The 18,581-nt window shown below is 70.9% G+C and carries 20 protein-coding genes; 10 read left to right on the top strand and 10 right to left on the bottom strand.

The window, feature by feature from the left end; translation table 11 throughout:
- Positions 1 to 59: 59 nt before the first annotated feature.
- The 3 genes from ABD327_RS05965 to ABD327_RS05955 all read right to left on the bottom strand — a co-directional run bounded on the left by ABD327_RS05965 (position 60) and on the right by ABD327_RS05955 (position 2,275).
- A complete protein-coding gene (locus ABD327_RS05965; RefSeq protein WP_344449159.1) occupies positions 60 to 356 on the bottom strand; it encodes a hypothetical protein in 297 nt (98 codons plus the stop codon).
- 261 nt (positions 357 to 617) lie between these two features.
- Positions 618 to 1,136 carry a hypothetical protein gene (locus ABD327_RS05960; protein WP_344449158.1) on the bottom strand — a complete coding sequence of 173 codons (519 nt, stop codon included), beginning with the start codon at positions 1,134 to 1,136 and terminating at the stop codon, positions 618 to 620.
- Positions 1,137 to 1,384: 248 nt separating this feature from the next.
- Positions 1,385 to 2,275, bottom strand: coding sequence for an oxygenase MpaB family protein (locus tag ABD327_RS05955; protein WP_344449157.1), 891 nt, complete (start codon positions 2,273 to 2,275; stop codon positions 1,385 to 1,387).
- A gap of 63 nt (positions 2,276 to 2,338) precedes the next feature.
- On the opposite strand from ABD327_RS05955, the gene ABD327_RS05950 reads away from it, so the two are divergent.
- The 4 genes from ABD327_RS05950 (at position 2,339) to ABD327_RS05935 (ending at position 5,812) form a co-directional block, all read left to right on the top strand.
- Positions 2,339 to 2,902 carry a TetR/AcrR family transcriptional regulator gene (locus ABD327_RS05950; RefSeq protein ID WP_344449155.1) on the top strand — a complete coding sequence of 188 codons (564 nt, stop codon included), beginning with the start codon at positions 2,339 to 2,341 and terminating at the stop codon, positions 2,900 to 2,902.
- A gap of 36 nt (positions 2,903 to 2,938) precedes the next feature.
- Positions 2,939 to 3,727 (top strand): site-2 protease family protein, encoded by a 789-nt coding sequence (locus tag ABD327_RS05945; RefSeq protein WP_344449154.1) that lies wholly within the window; start codon positions 2,939 to 2,941, stop codon positions 3,725 to 3,727.
- A 73-nt stretch (positions 3,728 to 3,800) separates the two neighbouring features.
- Positions 3,801 to 5,300, top strand: coding sequence for an aldehyde dehydrogenase family protein (locus ABD327_RS05940; protein WP_344449153.1), 1,500 nt, complete (start codon positions 3,801 to 3,803; stop codon positions 5,298 to 5,300).
- Between the two features lie 119 nt (positions 5,301 to 5,419).
- Positions 5,420 to 5,812 (top strand): SCO5389 family protein, encoded by a 393-nt coding sequence (locus ABD327_RS05935; RefSeq protein WP_344449152.1) that lies wholly within the window; start codon positions 5,420 to 5,422, stop codon positions 5,810 to 5,812.
- On the opposite strand, the gene ABD327_RS05930 is transcribed toward ABD327_RS05935, so the two are convergent.
- Positions 5,781 to 6,812, bottom strand: a complete 1,032-nt coding sequence (locus ABD327_RS05930) for an LLM class flavin-dependent oxidoreductase (protein WP_344449151.1) — start codon at positions 6,810 to 6,812, stop codon at positions 5,781 to 5,783. The genes ABD327_RS05935 and ABD327_RS05930 overlap by 32 nt on opposite strands.
- A gap of 65 nt (positions 6,813 to 6,877) precedes the next feature.
- On the opposite strand from ABD327_RS05930, the gene ABD327_RS05925 reads away from it, so the two are divergent.
- From ABD327_RS05925 to ABD327_RS05910, 4 genes are all read left to right on the top strand, one after another.
- Complete coding sequence (locus ABD327_RS05925) at positions 6,878 to 7,939, top strand: 3-hydroxyacyl-CoA dehydrogenase (RefSeq protein ID WP_344449150.1); 1,062 nt, start codon at positions 6,878 to 6,880, stop codon at positions 7,937 to 7,939.
- A gap of 55 nt (positions 7,940 to 7,994) precedes the next feature.
- Entirely contained in the window at positions 7,995 to 8,240 is a 246-nt protein-coding gene (locus ABD327_RS05920) for an ATP/GTP-binding protein (RefSeq protein WP_344449149.1), read from the top strand.
- Positions 8,237 to 8,950: an alpha/beta hydrolase gene (locus tag ABD327_RS05915; protein WP_344449148.1), complete on the top strand. Its 714-nt coding sequence runs from the start codon at positions 8,237 to 8,239 to the stop codon at positions 8,948 to 8,950. Before ABD327_RS05920 ends, ABD327_RS05915 begins: the two co-directional genes overlap by 4 nt.
- Positions 8,951 to 9,071: 121 nt before the next feature.
- Positions 9,072 to 9,857 (top strand): alpha/beta fold hydrolase, encoded by a 786-nt coding sequence (locus tag ABD327_RS05910; RefSeq protein ID WP_344449146.1) that lies wholly within the window; start codon positions 9,072 to 9,074, stop codon positions 9,855 to 9,857.
- A 13-nt stretch (positions 9,858 to 9,870) separates the two neighbouring features.
- Here ABD327_RS05910 and ABD327_RS05905 read toward each other — a convergent pair whose 3' ends face one another.
- From ABD327_RS05905 to mce, 3 genes are all read right to left on the bottom strand, one after another.
- Entirely contained in the window at positions 9,871 to 11,097 is a 1,227-nt protein-coding gene (locus ABD327_RS05905) for an AI-2E family transporter (protein ID WP_344449144.1), read from the bottom strand.
- Positions 11,098 to 11,200: 103 nt separating this feature from the next.
- A complete protein-coding gene (locus tag ABD327_RS05900; protein ID WP_344449142.1) occupies positions 11,201 to 12,502 on the bottom strand; it encodes a DivIVA domain-containing protein in 1,302 nt (433 codons plus the stop codon).
- A 316-nt stretch (positions 12,503 to 12,818) separates the two neighbouring features.
- Positions 12,819 to 13,253 (bottom strand): methylmalonyl-CoA epimerase, encoded by a 435-nt coding sequence (gene mce / locus ABD327_RS05895; protein ID WP_344449141.1) that lies wholly within the window; start codon positions 13,251 to 13,253, stop codon positions 12,819 to 12,821.
- 85 nt (positions 13,254 to 13,338) lie between these two features.
- Here mce and ABD327_RS05890 point away from each other — a divergent pair, with 85 nt between their 5' ends.
- Positions 13,339 to 14,514 carry an acetyl-CoA C-acetyltransferase gene (locus ABD327_RS05890; RefSeq protein WP_344449140.1) on the top strand — a complete coding sequence of 392 codons (1,176 nt, stop codon included), beginning with the start codon at positions 13,339 to 13,341 and terminating at the stop codon, positions 14,512 to 14,514.
- Between the two features lie 43 nt (positions 14,515 to 14,557).
- Here ABD327_RS05890 and ABD327_RS05885 read toward each other — a convergent pair whose 3' ends face one another.
- The 3 genes from ABD327_RS05885 to ABD327_RS05875 all read right to left on the bottom strand — a co-directional run bounded on the left by ABD327_RS05885 (position 14,558) and on the right by ABD327_RS05875 (position 17,373).
- Entirely contained in the window at positions 14,558 to 15,211 is a 654-nt protein-coding gene (locus ABD327_RS05885; RefSeq protein ID WP_344449139.1) for a DUF4230 domain-containing protein, read from the bottom strand.
- A gap of 85 nt (positions 15,212 to 15,296) precedes the next feature.
- The gene (locus tag ABD327_RS05880; protein WP_344449138.1) at positions 15,297 to 16,544 is read right to left on the bottom strand and encodes a hypothetical protein; all 1,248 of its coding nucleotides are present in this window, start codon (positions 16,542 to 16,544) and stop codon (positions 15,297 to 15,299) included.
- Positions 16,545 to 16,614: 70 nt separating this feature from the next.
- The gene (locus ABD327_RS05875; RefSeq protein ID WP_344449137.1) at positions 16,615 to 17,373 is read right to left on the bottom strand and encodes an ATP-binding cassette domain-containing protein; all 759 of its coding nucleotides are present in this window, start codon (positions 17,371 to 17,373) and stop codon (positions 16,615 to 16,617) included.
- A 297-nt stretch (positions 17,374 to 17,670) separates the two neighbouring features.
- Here ABD327_RS05875 and ABD327_RS05870 point away from each other — a divergent pair, with 297 nt between their 5' ends.
- Positions 17,671 to 18,573 carry a co-chaperone YbbN gene (locus ABD327_RS05870; protein WP_344449135.1) on the top strand — a complete coding sequence of 301 codons (903 nt, stop codon included), beginning with the start codon at positions 17,671 to 17,673 and terminating at the stop codon, positions 18,571 to 18,573.
- The last annotated feature ends 8 nt before the right edge of the window (positions 18,574 to 18,581 follow it).

Below are 18,581 nucleotides of genomic sequence, written 5' to 3'. Positions count from 1 at the left end.
GGTCTCCGAGGGGCCGGATGGGGCCATTACCGCCATGGCCTCATCGATGGGCCTCAGGGTCAGATACGGAAGTTGATGCCGCCGTACTGGTTGCCGCTGTAGTTGTTGTTGAAGCTGCCCCCGCCCCAGCCGTGGTGGCCCCAGCCCCCGCCCCAGCCGTGGTGGCCCCAGCCGTGGCCCCAGCCGTGGCGGCGGTGGTGGCGGTGGCCCCAGCCGCCGTCGCACCAGTCGTCGCAGTGCGCGGTGACCGTGGCCGACCCGCTGCCGACGGTGCTGACCTCGCCGGCGTTCGCCACGGCGGGGGCTCCGAAGAGGGCGGCACCCAGGACGGCGGCACCGATGGTTTCCTTGATCATGTCTACCTCCAGAGTGAAGATGTGACTAAACGGCATCTGTCCGCCATTTGGTATTGGGAAATGTCCGGGCTGTTCTACTGTTGGTCAAAACCGGCGGCCTGGACGCTCTGTCTTCTCAAACACTGTTGGAGGTTCGGGGTCTGGCTTGAAATAAGTAAATCCCCTGGAAACCATAAGGATTCCAGGGGATCCGATTTGGCTGGATCACGGTGATATTCGCGATTCAGCGATCAGCTCTTCCGCGCGGTCCGAGCCGCCCTCTCACCTGCGGCGGTCACCGTTCATGTCGTTGTTCCGGTCCCAGCCGTTGTCCCGGTCCCGGCCGTTGTCCCATCCGCCCCGGTTCAGCACACGGAACCAGTCGCTGCGGTAGGAGTGGTAACGCCAGGTCCGGTGGATGCGGATCTGGTACACGCTGCGCCGGTCCAGGTTGACGTACCAGTCGGCCTCGCCCCTCCAGTCGGTGCGCTCGCAGCCGAGGCTCTCCCAGCCTCCGCCGCCGCGCCCCCAGCGCTTGGTGTGCAGGCAGGCCAGGACCCCCCGCACCCGCCTGCGGCTGTCGGCCTCGCTGACCTTGATCTCGATGTGGCCGCGCCGCCGCCATACGCGCTCGGTGTCGATGTCGACGAAGAGCCGCTCTCTCCGGGCCGCGGCGGTGGCCGCCGCGGCGGAGGGCGCGGAGGACGTGGCCGCGGCGTCCTCGGGCGCGGCCGTGGCGGCTCCCGGCACGCTCGCCAGCGTCACTCCGAGTACCGCGGCTCCGAGAGTCTCTTTGAACATGTCAACCTCCAGATGCGAAGTGTGACTTCACCCAGCATCTGTCCGGCATAAAGTATTGAGAAATGTCCACTCGGCTTCGCATTCGGTCAAGAAGGCGGGAGAATTAACGCATTCACCCTTAAGGTCAGTGCCGAGTCTATTTTGTCCGACTAGACCATTTTGTCCCTATTCTTGCCCCCAGTAGGCGAAGGCCCCCGGAGGCCGGCCGGCCTCCGGGGGCGGAAACCCGCGGCGAGTCGGGCCGGGTGTCACAGGTCGCCGGGCGGGACGAAGGCCGCGCCGACGCGCTTGTGGGCCTGCTCGACGTAGCGCTGGTGGACGCCGTAACGGAGGGTCCGGGTGATGGCCAGGCCGGCGGCGCGGGCGGCGAGGGGTGCCAGAGGGGTGGTGGGGTGCAGGCCGAGGAGGCGCTTGGCCCAGCCGGGAAGGAGGTCGGTGGCGACGCGGCTGACGATCTGGGTGGTGGTCTGGGTGACCTTGTCGTCGCCGTAGGGGCCGCGGAGGAAGCCGATGGCCTCCAGGGTCTCCTCGCTGACGGTCAGGCGGGGGCGCATCATGGCGAAGTAGTCCTCGACGTCGGCGCGGGACTTGGGGACGTCGGTGGCGCCGAGCTTCTCGGAGATGACGGCGTACTGGGAGAGGTACTCGTCGATGCCCTTCCCGTCCAGGGGCTTGGGGTGGTAGCGCAGGTGGGCGCGGGCGGCCTGGTAGGCCTGGGTGGTCCCCGTCCAGATGATGTCGTCGGAGCTGGTCGCGGAGTAGGGGCGGCCGTCGGGCATGGTGCCGTGCACCCGCTTGTGCATGGTCCGGACGATCCCGGCCAGCTTCTCGGCGACGGGGGTGGAGGCGAAGGACATGCCCCGGATGAAGCTGCTGGTGAAGCCGAGCCGCTTCATCGGGTCCTCCAGATAGCTGGAGTGCTGGTTGGTGCCGTGCGTGACGGGCTCGTTCAGGGTGCCCAGCAGCAGGCCCGAGACTCCGCCGAGGACCCCCGTGACGTCGGTGTGGACGTACCACAGGGCGGAGCCGGGTCCGAAGAGACCGGGGTCGCCCACCGGCTCGGTGTACTGCTCTCCGGGCAGGTGCGCGGCGGCGAGCATGGACCAGTAGGAGTCGTCGATCGTCTTGCGGAGGTTCATGGGTCCATACTCACGCAGTCGTGAGACAAAACACAAGTCGTGTCTCACGGTTAGGCTGTGACCATGTCGCCTCAGGAGAAGATCATCGATGCCGCGGAGGAATGCTTCGCCAAATTCGGAGTCGCCAAGACGACCGTCGAGGACGTCGCGCACGCGGCGGGCATGTCGCGCGCCACGCTCTACCGCAACTTCTCCGGAGGCAGGGACGAGCTGATCCTGGCCGTCTTCCTGCGCGACGTCGGGCGCTTCCTCGACCGCATGGGGGACCGGCTGCCGCAGGAGTTCACCCCCGCCGAGGCCGTCGTGGCCGGGGTCATGGACGCGGTCGAGTTCGTCCAGGGCGAGCCGCGCTTCGCCGCGCTGTTCGTGCCGGAGGCGGTGGGGCACACCCACCAGGTGGTCAGCCAGGCCTCGCAGCGGGCGCTGGACATGTGCGCCGAACGGGTCGAGCCCTACTTCGCCGCCGCCCAGGAGGCCGGTCTGCTCCGCCCCGAACTGGACGTCGCCGGGACCGTGGAGTTCCTCTTCCGGATGATCGCCTCGCTCAGCCTCGCCCCCCTGGTCCGGGCCGACGAGGAGACCCGGAGGTTCCTGCGCCTGTACGTGGTGCCCGCCCTGGTCCCCTGATTCCCCCCATACACCGGGCGGGATAGCGTTCGCCCCGTGAGAGCAGCAGAGCCGACGGCGCACCGTTCCGGCCGGGGGATCAGCCCCGTCTTCCTGGGGATCCTGGCGTTCACCGTCGCCTGCGGGCTGGGCGCCTGGCATTACGGCGATGCCCTGGACGAGCAGCCGGCGCGGCTGGCGGTGTTCGGGTTCGTGGTGGGCGCCTGGATCGTGTCGCTGTGCCTGCACGAGTTCGGGCACGCCTTCCTGGCGCACCGCTTCGGCGACCGGATGATCGAGGCCCGCGGCTACCTCACCCTGAACCCGCTGAAGTACACCGACATGACGCTCAGCATCGTCCTGCCGGTGCTGTTCCTGCTGCTCGGCGGCATCGGCCTGCCCGGCGGCGCGGTGTGGGTGGACCGGGGCGCGATCCGGGGCAGGCTGCGGCACAGCCTGGTGTCGCTGGCCGGGCCGCTGGCGAACGTGGTGTTCGCGGTGGCGGTCGGGCTGGCGCTGACGAGGCTGGCGGGGTCCGGTCACCTGGTGTTCTGGTGCGCGCTGGCCTATCTGGGGTTCCTGCAGGTCACCGCGTCGGTGCTGAACCTGCTGCCGGTCCCGGGCCTGGACGGCTTCGGCGTCTGGGAGCCCTACCTGCCGCGCACGTTCGTGCGGAAGGTCGCGCCCTGGGGGAGCTACGCGTTCCTGGGGCTCATAGCGCTGCTGTGGATCCCGGTCTTCAACGGCTGGTTCTTCGATCTCGTGTACCGCATCACGGGCTGGTTCGGGATCGACGCCGACGCCGCGAGGCTGGGCCACCTGCTGTTCCTCTTCTGGCAGAGGTGAAGCTACCGAGAAGGCGTAAGTGATGATTTACTACGCTGGAACAGCCGTCTCTGTCTCTCTGGGAGGTCCCGTTATGTCGGTCACGACCGAAACGGGCAGCACGACCTTCACGTCCCTCAACCCGGCGACCGGTGACGTCGTCGGAGAGCACCCCGTTCACGACGAGAAGGCGGTGCTCGAAGCGGTCCAGCGGGCCAAGGCCGCCGCGGAGTGGTGGGCCGGGCTCGGCTGGAAGGGACGGCGCGTCCGGCTGCTCAACTTCAAGAGCGCCATCGCCCGCAACCTCAACGAGGTGGCGCGGGTGATCCACGAGGAGACCGGCAAGCCGGTCGGCGACGCGGTCTTCGAGGCCGTCGGCGCGATCAACCTGCTCGACTGGGCCGCCAGGAACGCCGGCAAGGTGCTCGGGCCGCGCAGCGTCTTCCCCGGCCTGCTCGCCATCAACCAGAAGGCGATCCTGGAGTACCACCCGCTGGGCGTCGTCGGCGTCATCGGCCCGTGGAACTACCCGATCTACACCCCGATGGGGTCGATCGCCTTCGCGCTCGCGGCCGGCAACACCGTGGTGTTCAAGCCGTCGGAGTACACCCCCGGCGTCGGCGTCCTGCTCGGCGAGCTGATGGCCGAGGCAGTGCCCGAGCACCCCGTCTTCCAGGTCCTCACCGGTTACGGCGAGACGGGCGGCGCGCTGTGCCGCGCGGGCGTGAACAAGGTGGCCTTCACCGGTTCCGGCCCGACCGCCAAGAAGGTCATGGCCGCCTGCGCCGAGACCCTCACGCCGATCGTCGCCGAATGCGGCGGCAAGGACGCCTTCATCGTGGCCGGCGACGCCGACCTCGACGCCGCCGCGGCGTCCGCGCTGTGGGGCGCGATGTCCAACGCCGGCCAGACGTGCACCGGCGTCGAGCGCATCTACGTGGTGGAGAGCGTCTACGACGAGTTCCTCGGCAAGCTGACCGAGCGCGCGAACAAGCTCAAGGCGGGTTACGAGGAGGAGGGAACCTCCTTCGGGCCCATCACCATGCCCAGGCAGCTCGACATCATCGAGCGGCACATCAACGACGCGCTGGCCAGTGGCGGACGGGCCGTGGTCGGCGGGCCCGAGTCGGTGCGCCGCCCGTTCGTCGACCCGGTCGTGCTGGTGGACGTGCCGGAGACCTCCTCGGCGATCTGCGAGGAGACCTTCGGGCCGACCGTCACCGTCTCCAAGGTCAAGGACGTCGACGAGGCGATCGAGCGGGCCAACGCCACCGAGTACGGCCTGGCCGCGACGATCTTCTCGCGCAGCAGGTCGGCCATCGAGGTGGCGCGGAAGCTGCGCAGCGGCATGACCTCGATCAACGCGGCCCTCGCGTTCGCGCTGATCCCCGGCCTGCCCTTCGGCGGGACGGGCGAGTCGGGCTTCGGCCGCATCCACGGCGCGGACGGCCTGCGCGAGTTCGCCCGGGCCAAGGCGATCACCCGCCAGCGCTTCAAGACGCCGCTCGACACCACCACCTTCACCCGTACGGAGAAGGAGGTGGAGCAGATCGTCAACCTGATGAAGAAGCTCCACGGGAAGACCTACCGGTAAGGGAACTCTTTCGGTGAGGTAAGCGAAGGGCGTCCTTCCGCCGGGCCGGACCTCTGGACGCGGTCCGCAAAGGTGATTAGCGTCGCGAGTGGACAACTCGGCGGAAGGAATCCACACGCATGTCTCTAGACGTCTCCCCCCAGTTGCTCGACCAGGCCAAGCAGGGTGAAATCGACGACGCCACGTTCGTCGAGTGCATCCGGGACTCCCTGCCCTACGCCTGGGACCTCATCAGCGGTCTGGTCGCCGACCTGGAGGTGGCCGGCGGCGAGTTCGCCGACAACCAGACCCCGCCCCCGGACGAGGAGGCGCGCGGCCAGTTGCTGCGCGTCCTGGCCAGCGACGCGATGCGGGGCAGCATCGAGCGCTACTTCGGGGTCAAGCTGGCCTTCCAGAACTGCCACAGGGTCGCGGTCTTCTCGGGTCCGGCCGCGAACTCCCAGACCTACCGCCGGTTCGTGACCGCACGCGAGCAGATCCTCAACCAGTCGCCGGAACTGCGCGACTGCTGAGTTCCGCCCGAAGCCTCGGCAGCACCTCGCTGCCGAGGCGTTTCACGTTCTCGGCCACCCGGTCCTCGTCCTCCGAGCACTCCACCAGCAGGCTCACCTGCCCGACTCCGGGGACCGCGCAGGCGCGGGCCAGCGCCTCCACGCAGTCCTCCACCGTGCCGACCGCGTGCAGCCCGCACAGCTTCCGCGCGTACGCGGCCGCGTCCGTCACCGGCCTCATCCGGTCGTCCACGGGCATGTAACCGGCCAGCCCGGGTCCCAGCCACCGGGGCAGTTCCGCCTGGACGGTCGCGTGCGCCTCCCGCCGGGAATCGGCGACCCAGGCGACGCCGGTGGAGACATGCCGCACCGGCTCCGGACCGCCCGCGGCCCGGTACCGGGCGACGGCCTCGGCCTTCTCCGCGTCGCCCACGTGCATGCCCAGCAGCATCGGCAGTCCGTGCGCGGCGGCCAGTGCCTCCGTCTCCGGGCTCGTGCAGGCGACGTACACCTCCGGCGGCGTCTCGGGCACGGGCACCACCGGCACCTCCCGGAACCGGAAGAACTCGCCGTCAGCGCCGACACGGCCGCCTGGGGCGGCCCGCAGCCAGGACAGCATCAACTCCAGCGCCTCGGGGAAACCGCGCTCCCAGCGCTCCAGCCCGGTGCCGAAGACCTCCAGCTCCCGCCACGGGCCGCCCCTGCCCACCCCCAGCCGGAAACGGCCGGGCGCCACCGAGGCCAGCAGTGCGGCCTCCTCCGCCAGCGCCACCGGATGCCGGGCCGGCAGCACCGCCACCCCGGTGCCCACCCCGATCCGGCTGGTCGCGCCCAGCAGATGCCCGGCCAGGACGACCGGGGACGGGCAGACCCCGTAGCCCATGAAATGGTGCTCGGCCAGCCACACGTCGTCGAACCCGTACTCCTCGGCCAGCCGGGCCAGCCCGACCGTCCGTGCCAGAGCCGCGCCGGGGGAGCGGCCCGGCCACTGCCCGGAGGGGAGGAAGAGAGCAAAGCGCATGCTCCCTGGCATGCCCCGGCGGGGCGTCTGCGAGACTTCACCCAGAACCGTTGGAAGGGAATGACATGGGTTTCCGCAAGGTGGGTGTGGTCGGGCTGGGCACCATGGGTGCCGGGATCGCCGAGGTACTGGCGCGCGGGGGCGTCGAGACCGTCGGCGTCGAGATCAACGACGCGGCGCTGGAGCGGGGCCGGGGCAACATCGAGGCCTCGACCGGACGCGCGGTCAAGCGCGGCAGGCTCAGCGAGGAGGCGCAGGCGGAGATCCTCGGGCGCGTCGTCTTCTCCACCGACTTCGCGGCCCTGTCCGACTGCGACCTGGTGATCGAGGCGGTGCCCGAGCGCATCGACCTGAAGGAGAAGGTCTTCGCGGAGCTCGACAAGGTCTGCGGCCCGGACGCGGTGCTGGCCACCAACACCTCGTCCCTTTCGGTGACCGAGATCGCCGCCGCGACCACCCGTCCGGACTCGATCGTCGGCGTGCACTTCTTCAACCCCGCCCCCGTGATGAAGCTGGTCGAGGTCATCGGCACCGAGCGGTCGCGGCCGGAGTTCGTCTCCGCCGTCACCGAACTGGTCCGCGACCTGGGCAAGACTCCCGTCACCATCGGGGACCGCGCCGGGTTCGTCGCCAACCGGCTGCTCTTCGGCTACCTCGGCCCCGCCGCCCGGCTGCTGGAGTCCGGCGAGGCGGGCAAGGAGGACATCGACGCCTCCATGACGGCGATCGGGCTGCCCATGGGCCCGCTCACCCTGATGGACCTCATCGGCCTCGACACCTGCCTGGAGGTGCTGGAGGCCATCCACCGCGACTCCGGCGAGGCCCGCCACGAGCCGGCGGCGCTGCTGCGCTCCCTGGTCGCCGAGGGCGCGCTCGGCCGCAAGACCGGCCGCGGCTTCTACACCTACGAGAAGGTCGGCTCCGGAAGCGTCGTCAACGCGGTCGAGGGCAAGGCCTCCGCGGAGGTCTCCGAGCGGCTCTACGGCCCCTACCTCCAGGACGCCGCCGAGATGGTGCGCAGCGGCTACTGCGACGCGGACTCGGCCGACGCGGCGATGACCCTCGGCTGCGGCTTCCCCGTGGGGCCGATCACCGAACTGCGCAACCGGGGTCAGTGGGAGCAATAGCCTAGAAACCGTGTGTGCGCGGAAGAACAGGCGAGACGGTCGTGCGGGTCGGGACATGGGAGGCCCCTGGTCCTACGGGATCCAGGAGACCCGGCGAGAGCCGGACGGCGAATGGCACGTCCGCACGATCCTCGCCTCCGCCGCGCTGAAGACCTACCGTTGCCCCGGTTGCGACCAGGAGATCTCGCCCCGGACGGCGCACCTGGTCGCCTGGCCCGCCGACCGCGGCGGGCCGGACGACCGAAGGCACTGGCACCGGCCCTGCTGGCAGGCCCGGCTGCGGAGAGGACCCAGAAGGTGACGACCGAGATCAGGGCGAGCACGGTGCTGCCCGCGCACCGCGAGGACATCACCCTGCACACCGCCGACGGGCTGGAACTGGTCGGCGAAGTGGCCCGGCCCGAGGACGGGCCCCCCGCGGCGACCCTGGTCTGCCTGCACCCGCTGCCCACCCACGGCGGCATGATGGACAGCCACGTGCTGCGCAAGGCCGCCAACCGGCTTCCGTCACTGGCCGGCCTGGCGGTGCTCCGGTTCAACACCCGGGGCACGACCTCCGACCGCGGAACCTCGCAGGGGGCGTTCGACGGCGGCGAGGGCGAACGGTACGACGTGGCCGCGGCGCTGGAGTTCGCCGAGTACCACGACCTTCCGAACCCCTGGCTGGTCGGCTGGTCCTTCGGCACCGAACTGGCCCTCAAGTGGGGCCTGGACCCCCTGGTCAGGGGCGCGATCCTGCTCTCTCCGCCGCTGCACCGCGCCACCGACCGAGACCTGGACGCCTGGGCCGCCGACGGCCGCCCGCTCGTGGCGCTCGTGCCGGAACTGGACGACTACCTGCGGCCCGACGAGGCCGCCGCCCGCTTCGCCCGGGTCCCGCAGGCCGAGGTCATCGGGTTCCCCGGCGCCAAGCACCTGTGGGTGGGGGAGCCGTCCGTCCGGGTGGTGCTCGACGAGATCGTCAGGCACGTGGCGCCGGACGCCTGGCCGCTGCCGACCGAACTCCCCTGAACCGCCTGTTCCCGGAAGCCGGGAAACGTCCGATCGCGGCCACGGACAGATGAGCCGACGCCGGTGCGGGTACTGAGACCTGAGCCGAACCGCGTTCAAGGTGACTGGGAGGGCTGCTCTGATGCAGTTGTACGCACGGGATGTCGGGCAGGGGACTCCACTCGTACTGCTGCACGCGTTTCCCCTGTCATCGGCGATGTGGCTGGCGCAGCGCGAACACCTCGCGTCCCGCTTCAGGATCGTCACCCCCGACCTGCGCGGATTCGGCGGCTCGGTGCTCGGCGACGCGGAACCGTCCGTCGACGTGATGGCCGACGACGTCGCCGCGCTGCTGAAGGCCAGGAACATCAGCCGCGCCGTCATCGGCGGGGTGTCGATGGGCGGCTACGTCGCGATGGCGTTGTGCCGCCGCCACCCCGACCGGGTCCGCGGGCTCGTCCTCGCCGACACCAAGGCCTCCGCCGACACCGGGGAGGCGAGGGAGAAGCGGCTGCGGATGGCCGAGCGGCTCACCGCCGAGAACCGGCCGGACGTGCTGGTCGAAGAGGTGCTCCCCGGCCTGCTCGGCCCGACCACGATGCACCAGCGCGCCCTCGTCTACGGGCGGGTGCGCGGGCTGGTGCAGTCGGCGCCGCCGAAGGCCGCGGCCTGGGCGCAGCGGGCGATGGCGGCACGGCCCGACTCGACGGACACCCTGCGCGGCGTCAAGGTGCCCGCCCTGGTCATCGTGGGCTCGGAGGACCGGCTGGCCACCGAGGACGACGCCCGCACCATGGCCGAGGCCCTCCCGAACGCCGAGCTGACCGTCATCCCGCGGGCCGGCCACCTCACCCCGATCGAGCAGCCCGACCTGTTCGACCAGGCCGTCGCGGAGTTCGTCGCGGCGGTGGCCCGCTCCACCCCCTGAAGCCGCGGCCCGGCTACTTGGCGTCCTGGCGGGGCAGCACCACCTCGCGGATGATGAGGGAGATCGCGGCCGCGGTGGGGATGGCCAGCAGCGCGCCGATGACCCCCATCAGGGCGCCGCCGATGAGGGCGGCGACGACCGTCACGGCCGGCTGCACGTCCACCGAGCGCTCCATGATGCGCGGCGAGATGAGGTAGTTCTCCAGCTGCTGGTAGACGACGAAGAAGACCGCGCAGGCGATGCCCTCGGGCAGTCCGGTGAGGAAGCCGACGATGGTCACCAGGACGCCGCCGATCGTCGCGCCGACCATGGGGATGAGACCGGTCAGCGCCACGATCAGGGAGAGCGCCGCGGCGTAGGGAACACCGGCGATCGCCAGGAAGAGGTAGGCGCTGATCCCCGCGATGGTCGCGACGGTGAAGGCGCCGCCGACGTAGTTGCCGATCTGGTCGAGGATCTCGTCGCCCAGCAGCGCGACCCGGGCCCGGCGCGAGCGCGGGGTGAACCGGTAGAAGAACATCTTGATCTGCGGCAGGCCCGCCAGGAAGTACAGCGTCAGGATCAGCACCGTGAAGGTGTTGAAGATGGCCGACAGCGTGCCCTTGCCGACGCTGAGCGCCCAGTCGGCGACGTTCTTCTGGAAGTCCGACTCGCTGAGTTTCTCCTGCGCCTTCTCCAGCAGCTTGTACTTGGTGTCCCACTCGGCGATCTGGCGGTTGTTCTGCAGCTGGGTGAGGTAGGTGGGGATCTCGCCGGCGAAGTGCGAGATCTCCGTCACGATGGGCGGCACCAGCGCCCAGCCGAAGGCGGTGAAGAACAGCAGCACCGCGAGGAACACCAGGCCGACGGACTTGCCGCGGGACAGCCCCACCCGCACCAGCCGCTCCACCGCCGGGTTCAGTCCCACCGCCAGGAACAGCGAGACCAGGATGAGCAGCAGCACGTGCTTGGCGCTCTGGACCGCCTCGAACAGCAGCAGGGCGACGATGACGCCGAGCGCTCCGGTGAAGCCGAGGGAGAACGGGTTGAAGCGGCCCAGCGGGCGGCCGAGCAGGCCGAAGGGGAGCTGGTCGGTGACCCCCGCCTCGCGGCGGCGCTGCTCCATGTCGGTGATGGGGTCGGGGTGGAAGGGCCCGTCCGGAGCGGACTCCCCGGCGGGCCGGGGGACGACTTCCACCTGTCCGGGTTCGGCGGCGGGCTCGTCGGGCACCGCGTCCGGCGGGGGGGTCTTTTCCTGCACTCGGTCTCTCCTCGCACCCGGTGTGTCCACAGCTGTAGACGCAAGAGAGCCTAAGGCCGTTCTGGCCTCAGGCTCTCTTTCTACAGCGTGCGGTAACGGGAGACTACTCCTGCCACCAGTCGTCGTCGTCCTGGGACGCCTTCTTCGAGGACGCGGCGGACGCCGCGGGCTTGGCCGCGGGAGCCGGCTTGGGCTCGGGGGCGGCGACGGCCGGAGCGGGCTCGGGGGCGGCGACCGCCTCCGGACCGCCCATGACCGGGGAGACCCCGCCGATGAGCTGGCGCAGCTGGTTGAGGTGGCTGGTGATGGAGTCGCGCTGACGCGTGAGCTCGTCCACCTGGCGCTGCGCGGCGGTGCGGATGCGCTCGGCCTCGGCCTTGGTCTCGGCGAGCAGCTGCTCGGCCTGCGCCTTGGCCTCGGAGATCACGTTGTCGGAGTTCTTGCGCGCGTTGGCCATCAGCTGCTTGGCGTGCTGGTCGGCCTCGCGGCGGGTCTGCTCGGCCTGCTGGGTGGCCTTGGCGGCGCGCTGCTCGGCGGAGGAGGCGCGCTGCTCGGCCTCGGCGACCAGCTTCTGGGTGGCGGCCTGGGCGGCGGCGTGACGCTCGGCGTCCTGGCGGTCGGCCTCCTCGCGGCGGGCCGCGAGCTGGATCTCGAACTCGGCCTCGGCCTGGGCGCGCTGGGCCTCCGACTCCTCCAGGATGCGCTGAGCCTGCGCGCGCATCTCGTCGGCCTGGCGCTTGGCGGTGGTGAGGATCTCGTCGCGCTCGCGCTTGGTCGAGGCGCGCAGCTGGGCGACCTCGCGCTCGGTGGTGGTGCGGAGCTTGGCGATCTCACGCTCGGCGGTGGCCCGCTTCTCGGCGACCTCGTGGTCGGCGGTGGCGCGGAGCTTGGCGACCTCGCGCTCGGTGGTGGAGGTCAGCTCGTCGGCCTCGCGGCGGGCGGCGGTACGCACCTCCTCGGCCTCGCGCTCGGCCGTGTTGCGCATGTCGTCGCCCTCGCGCTGGGCGGTGGCGCGCAGTTCGGCGGCGTCGTTCTCGGCGGTCGCGCGCAGTTCGGCGGCGTCCACCTTCGCGGCGGCCTTGATCTCGTTGGCCTCGGAGCGGGCGGCGCCGACGAGTTCGGTGGCCTGCTCCTCGGCCAGGCGCAGCAGCTGCTCGATGCGGGCGCCGAGACCGGAGTAGGTCGGGCGCTCCTGCTCCTGGAGCTGCCGGTGGGCGTCCCGCAGCTCCCGCTGGAGCGCCTCGGACTTGTCGAGTTGCTGGCGCACCTTGTTGTCGAGCACCTTGATGTGCTCGTCGACCTGGTGCCGGTCGTAGCCCCTGAGCACCACGTCGAATTCTTTGGACTCTGAAGAGTTGCTGTCTTCGAGGAAGTTGCTGAGCTGGGCGTCGATGTCGGACTGCATGGAGGCTCAATCCTGGTGTGACGAGTGCGGCCGGGGTTCTGGTGTGTGTCTCACAGACCGGTTGATCGCCTGGCTGCTGGCTCAGACCTTCTTCCGGCGAGAGCAGCGTACTCCGGCTGCTGCCGTGTTGGGGGCTCATCTGAACGCACTGCGTGGATTGTCCTATTTGTTACGTTCTTCGGAGCCCCCGTATGGCCTACTTCATACCTTCCCTACGCTCCGGTAGAACGGACAATTAGGGATAAACGCCAACGGAAAACCCGGTGCGTGACCACGTGGTTTCGATCACGTCACGAAACAGGCACTCCTGGATGACTCAGGCTTCAGAGGCTTTTTGCACCAGTTCGGTGAGCACCCCGTGGCAGTCCTTGGGGTGCAGGAAGGTGATCCGCGATCCCATCGAACCCCGGCGCGGAGCGTCGTAGAGGACCCGGACCCCCTTGGCCGCGATCCCGTCGGCCTCCTCCTGGACGTCCGAGCCGTCCGTGCCGAAGGCGATGTGGTGCACGCCCTCGCCGTTCTTCTCCAGCCACTTGGCCACCGTCGAGTCCGGCCGGGTCGGGGTGATGAGCTGGATGTAGGACGCGGCGCCGTCGCCGGTCGCGTTGATCTTGAGCATGCACTCGCGCACGCCCTGCTCCTCGTTCACCTCGAAGTGGACGTCGGTGAACCCGTAGGTCTTCTTGTAGAACTCGACGGTCGCGTCGAGGTCGTGACAGGCGATGCCGATGTGGTCGATACGGCTCAGCATGGTTCAGCCCCCTCCAGAAAGGTCCGATGCACTCCCTGGGTATCGTGGCAAACGGAAGAACCGCTGTCCCGGGAGGCCCCCTGTTATGTCGTCTGTCATCGTCGCCGGTGCCCGCACGCCCATCGGGCGACTGCAGGGCTCCCTCAAGGACTTCAGCGCCGCCGACCTGGGCGGCCTGGCCGTCAAGGAGGCCCTGGAGCGGGCCGGGATCCAGGGCTCCGACGTCCAGTACGTGATCCTGGGCCAGGTGCTGCAGGCGGGCGCCGGCCAGCTCCCCGCGCGTCAGGCCGCGGTCAAGGCCGGCATCCCCATGAACGTGCCCTCCCTGCTGATCAACAAGGTCTGCCTGTCCGGCCTCGACGCGATCGCGCTGGCCGACCAGCTGATCAGGGCCGGCGAGTTCGACATCGTGGTGGCCGGCGGCATGGAGTCGATGACCAACGCCCCGCACCTGCTGCCCAAGTCGCGCGCGGGCTACAAGTACGGCTCCATCGAGGTGCTCGACCACATGGCCTACGACGGCCTGACCGACGCCTTCGAGAACTGCGCGATGGGCGAGGCCACCGAGCGGGTCAACGCGAAGCTGGGCATCACCCGCGAGGCGCAGGACGAGTTCGCCGCCCGCTCCCACCAGCGGGCCGCCGCCGCGATCAAGAACGGGCTGCTGGCCGAGGAGATCGTGCCGGTGGAGATCCCGTCCCGCAAGGGCGACCCGGTGGTCTTCAAGGACGACGAGGGCGTGCGCCCCGACACCACCGCCGAGTCGCTGGGCCGGCTGCGCCCCGCCTTCGACCGGAGCGGCACGATCACCGCGGGCTCCTCCTCGCAGATCTCCGACGGCGCCTGCGCGGTCGTGGTGATGTCCAAGGCCAAGGCCGAGGAGCTGGGCCTGACCTGGCTGGCCGAGATCGTCTCCCACGGCAACGTGGCGGGCCCGGACAACTCGCTGCACTCCCAGCCGTCCAACGCGATCACCCACGCGCTGGGCAAGGCCGGGCTGTCCGTCTCCGACCTCGACCTGGTGGAGATCAACGAGGCGTTCGCCTCGGTCGGCCTGCAGTCGATGGCCGATCTCGGCCTCTCGCCCGACATCGTCAACGTCAACGGCGGCGGCATCGCGCTGGGCCACCCGATCGGCATGTCCGGCGCCCGGGTGGTGCTGACCCTCGCCTACGAGCTCAAGCGCCGCGGCGGAGGCACCGGCGCGGCCGCCCTGTGCGGCGGCGGCGGCCAGGGCGACGCCCTGGTCATCAAGGTCTGACCTTCGCGGAGGGCCGGGGGCCGATGCCCCCGGCCCTCCGCGTTCACTGCTGCGCCGGGGTCTGGACGACCGTCACCTTCTCGAAGCCCAGCGCCTTCAGCAGGTTCTCCAGCATCAGCTTCGTGTTGGCGTCCGCGCGCTCCTTGAGCCCGCTCCCGCCCGCGGCCTCCTGGATCTTCTGCGAGGCCAGCTGGTACATCTTCTGCTGGTCGTTGGGGTTGCCGGAGAAGAAGTCCCCGAGCCGGTCGAAGATGCCCCGCTGGGTGGCGAACACCCGGGACTCGTCGGTGTCCAGCGAGGTCTCCTCCAGCTGGGCCGCGGGCAGCGTGATCGTCGCCTCGGTGCGCTCGGCGTTGATCTTCACCGCGCCGTCGGCGATCTTGGAGAAGTCCACGTACGCGTCCACGGTGCCCACCCCGACGAACAGCGTCCGCTCGCCCCGGACCGAGCTGGGCAGGAACTTCGCGTCCTTCTCCAGGTCCACCACCACCTGGAACTGTCCCGTCGCCGCCTCGTACCGCGACAGGTCGCGGATCGACTGCAGCACCACCGGCCCTGACCGGTCCTTCGTGCGCTCACCGAACGGGTTCGTCCAGTCGGGCAGCCAGCTCATGCTCTGGGCCACCGCGTACAGCACGGCCAGCGTCATGACGACCACGCCGGTCTTCACGAAAAGTGCCGTTTTCGAGGGGTTCATGCCCTGCGTATTCCCTGAGACGGTCCACCTATTCCGCGAGCCTGGAAACGTTCGGATGAAGACGGGCCCGCCGGCGGAAGCGGGTCTAGAAGAAGTATGACGCGGTGAGGTCGCAGGACTGGAAGTCGGGATAGCGCAGGGCGAACCAGGCACGGCGCTGGCGCTCCGTCCACCGGGTGAAGGGGGTGTCGGGGAGGCGGGGGACGGGGTCGTCCCGCAGCCAGGCGCTGACCTGGGCCTGGAGGCCGGTGGGGGCGAAGGGGCAGCGGGTGAGGGTGGACTCGATCTCGTGGACGGCGCGGCGCTCGTAGCCGGGGGAGAGGTCGGGCAGGTGGAACCCGACGGTCCCGCCGTCGAAGAACGCGGGTTCGCGGCCGGCGCGCTGCTCGATCCGGACGATGGCGTCGGGAGTGCCCGACAACCGGGCGGCCAGAGGCGCGACGGCGGCGCTGAGCACCGGCAGGGCCTCGGCGAGCGAGGGGTGGACGCAGACGCTCACCGGCCAGTGGCGGCAGGCGTACCGCACCTCCGAGGGACGGCTGGCCACCCCGTCCGCGGCGTGGATGCGGGCCGTGCACAGGGCGGTCACGGCCAGGGAGAGGACGACTCCGACGAGCAGGAGGCCGCGCCGGGTGATCCAGGCCAGATGGCCGAGCACGAGGGCGGCGGTCAGCCCCGCGGCCCAGCACAGCTGGGCGGCGAGCACGCCCGGGCGCAGGATGTCGAAGAGGTCGATCGGGCCGAGCCGGGAGGGCGGCAGCAGCACCGTCCAGGACTCCCCGGAACGCAGTGCGGCCCAGCCCGCGGCCGTGGCCGTCACGAGGACCACGGCCAGCGGGTGGGCCCAGGACAGGCCCGCCAGGTAGCCGGCCACCGTGAACAGGGAGAGGCTCCCCGCCCCGGCCAGGATGCCCAGCAGGTGCGCCTCGCGGAAACCGCCGTCGGCCAGCACGGGGGCCGCCACCGTCAGGGCGCCCGCCAGGTAGCCGGACTGCGCCACCGCGCTCAGCAGCGCCAGGTCGTGCAGCGGGGCGGCGGCGGGGGACCGGGCGGTCAGCGCCCGCAGGTAGTCGAGACGGCGGCCGCTCATGCCGGTCCACGCGGCCAGGCCCGCCACGACCGGGCCGATCCAGCGCACCGAGGCCTCCGCGGCCCCCACCACGCTGTCCCAGTCGCGGAACCCCTGCGGCAGTTCGTGCCAGCCGGCCACCGCGCCGAGCAGGGCCAGCAGCGGCACGGCGGTCAGCAGCGAGCCCCGCCGGGCGTCCACCCGCACCACCCGGGCCACCCGCGCGATCCGTGCGGGCCGTACGGCCCGTGTCAGATCAGACACCGCTCACCCCCTCGTCGCCACCGCTCCGTTCCCGCCCCCGCCGTCGAGGCGGCCGTGCCCTCCCGCGGGTTCAGGCCCGCGGCACCGCCGCCCGGCGGATCATGCGCTGGGGCCGGCGGACGAGGTGCCAGTGGCCGTGGCGCGGCTTCGGTTCGGGGCGCTCCCTCGCTCCCGGCGCGGGCGCCTCCCCCGCCGGGGCGAGCCGGCCGCGCTCCAGCAGGTGGACGTGGTCGCACCAGGGGACCAGCCACCCCGGTTCGGGAGCGGTGACGACCACGGTGGGGGCCAGCGCGGTCAGCAGCGGGACGAGCTCGGCGCGCGCGGCGTCGCCCAGGGCGCCGAACGGCTCCTCAAGGAAGGCGATCCGCGGCCGGTGCACGCAGGCGGCGGCCAGCCCGGCGCGCACGCGCAGGTCCGGCGGCAGGTCGCCGAACGTCCAGGCGGCGACGTCGGACAGCTCCAGCGCGGTCAGGACGTCCCGGACGGACGAGGGAGGGCGGCGCTGGTAGTAGGCGGCGTAGGAGACCAGGTCGTGCACCGTGAACCCGTCGGCCCAGCGGGTCCGGGCGGGCAGGAAGCCGATCCGGGTGCGCAGCCGGCGCAGGGCCGAGCGGGCCCGGGTGTCGAGGCCGAGCACCTCGAGCCGGCCGGCGTACGGGCGGCGCAGCGTCGCGAGCGTGGCGAGCAGGTCGGACCGGTCGGACGGGTCCGGGCCGGCGATGCCGACCATCCCCTCCGGCAGGCCGAAGGAGGCCGGACGCAGCACCCACCGTCCGCCGCGCCGTACCCCCAGCCCCCTCGCCACGATCGCGGAAGTCTCCACGATCACTCTGTCAATCCCCCTCGATCCTCGCGATGCGGGCGCGTCCCTCGCGGGCTCGTTCCAGTGCGCGCCAAACCCCGCGCAGCCTGGCCTTTTGCCCGCGCATCACGCATCGACAGCGGAACTATAGCGACGCTTGGCCATCGCTGTCAGCGGTCTTTTGGTCACTCTCGGCGATGTCGCGTCCGGCGTCGCCTCCGGTGCGCGGGGCCGTGTCGGACAGGCCGGAGGAAAACAGACGGGGGAGGGTCGGTGCGGGGTGGAGCGTACGAGTCCCCCCTCGGATACGGCAGGATGGGTCGTATGCAGAAGCGTGATTTCTCCCTGCACGGCGCCGTCGACCTCGCCGCCCGGGCAGCGGCGGCGAAGAAGCAGCAGGAGCGCGCCGCGCAGGCCGGGGGCGGCGGGCGGGAAGCGCGGTACTCCTTCGAGGCGACCGACGCGACGTTCAGCGCGGAGGTGGTGGAGCGCTCCCTCAGGACGCCGGTGATGGTCGCGTTCGTGGTGGAGAACGAGCCGTCCTGCGACGCGCTCGTGGCGGACCTGGAGAAGCTGGTCGCCGAGGGCGGCGGCTCCTGGTACCTGGCCACGATCGACATCGAGGTCAACCAGCAGCTGCAGGGCTACCTCCAGCAGATGAGGGTGCAGCGGCTGCCGTTCGTCGGCGTCGTCGTCCAGGGCCAGATGATGCCGTTCCTCAACAGCGTCCCGCCGGAGGCGGAGCTCCGGGCGGCGACGGCCGAGCTGTTCGCCGCGCTCAAGGAGCAGGGCCTGCTGGGCGAGGCGCCCGAGGGCGCCGAGCCCCTCCAGGAGGAGGAGGCGGTCGACCCGGCGCACGCCGCGGCGGAGGACGCCCTGGCCCGCGGTGACTTCGAGGCCGCCGCCGAGGCGTTCCGCGAGGTCCTGGCCGCGAACCCGAGGGACGAGGCGGCCAAGCGCAGGCTGACGCTCACCGAACTGACCCTGCGGGTCAAGGACTACGACCAGGCGCAGGTGGAGGCCGACCCGCTGAAGGAGGCGGACGTCCGGCTGCTGCAGGGCGACGTGGAGGGCGCGTTCGAGCTGCTGCTGTCGGTGGTGCGCTCCAGCGCGGGCGAGGAGAAGAACGCCGCGCGGGTGCACCTGCTGGGCCTGTTCGAGGCGCTGCCGGGCGACGACCCCCGGGTGGCGAAGGCGCGGAGGGCGCTGCAGGCCGCCCTGTTCTGAGCCCGGGC

Origin of the sequence: Actinocorallia aurantiaca (genome assembly GCF_039533685.1) — a bacterium.
Classification (GTDB): domain Bacteria; phylum Actinomycetota; class Actinomycetes; order Streptosporangiales; family Streptosporangiaceae; genus Actinocorallia; species Actinocorallia aurantiaca.
This window is presented reverse-complemented; position numbering and strand designations above follow the sequence as displayed.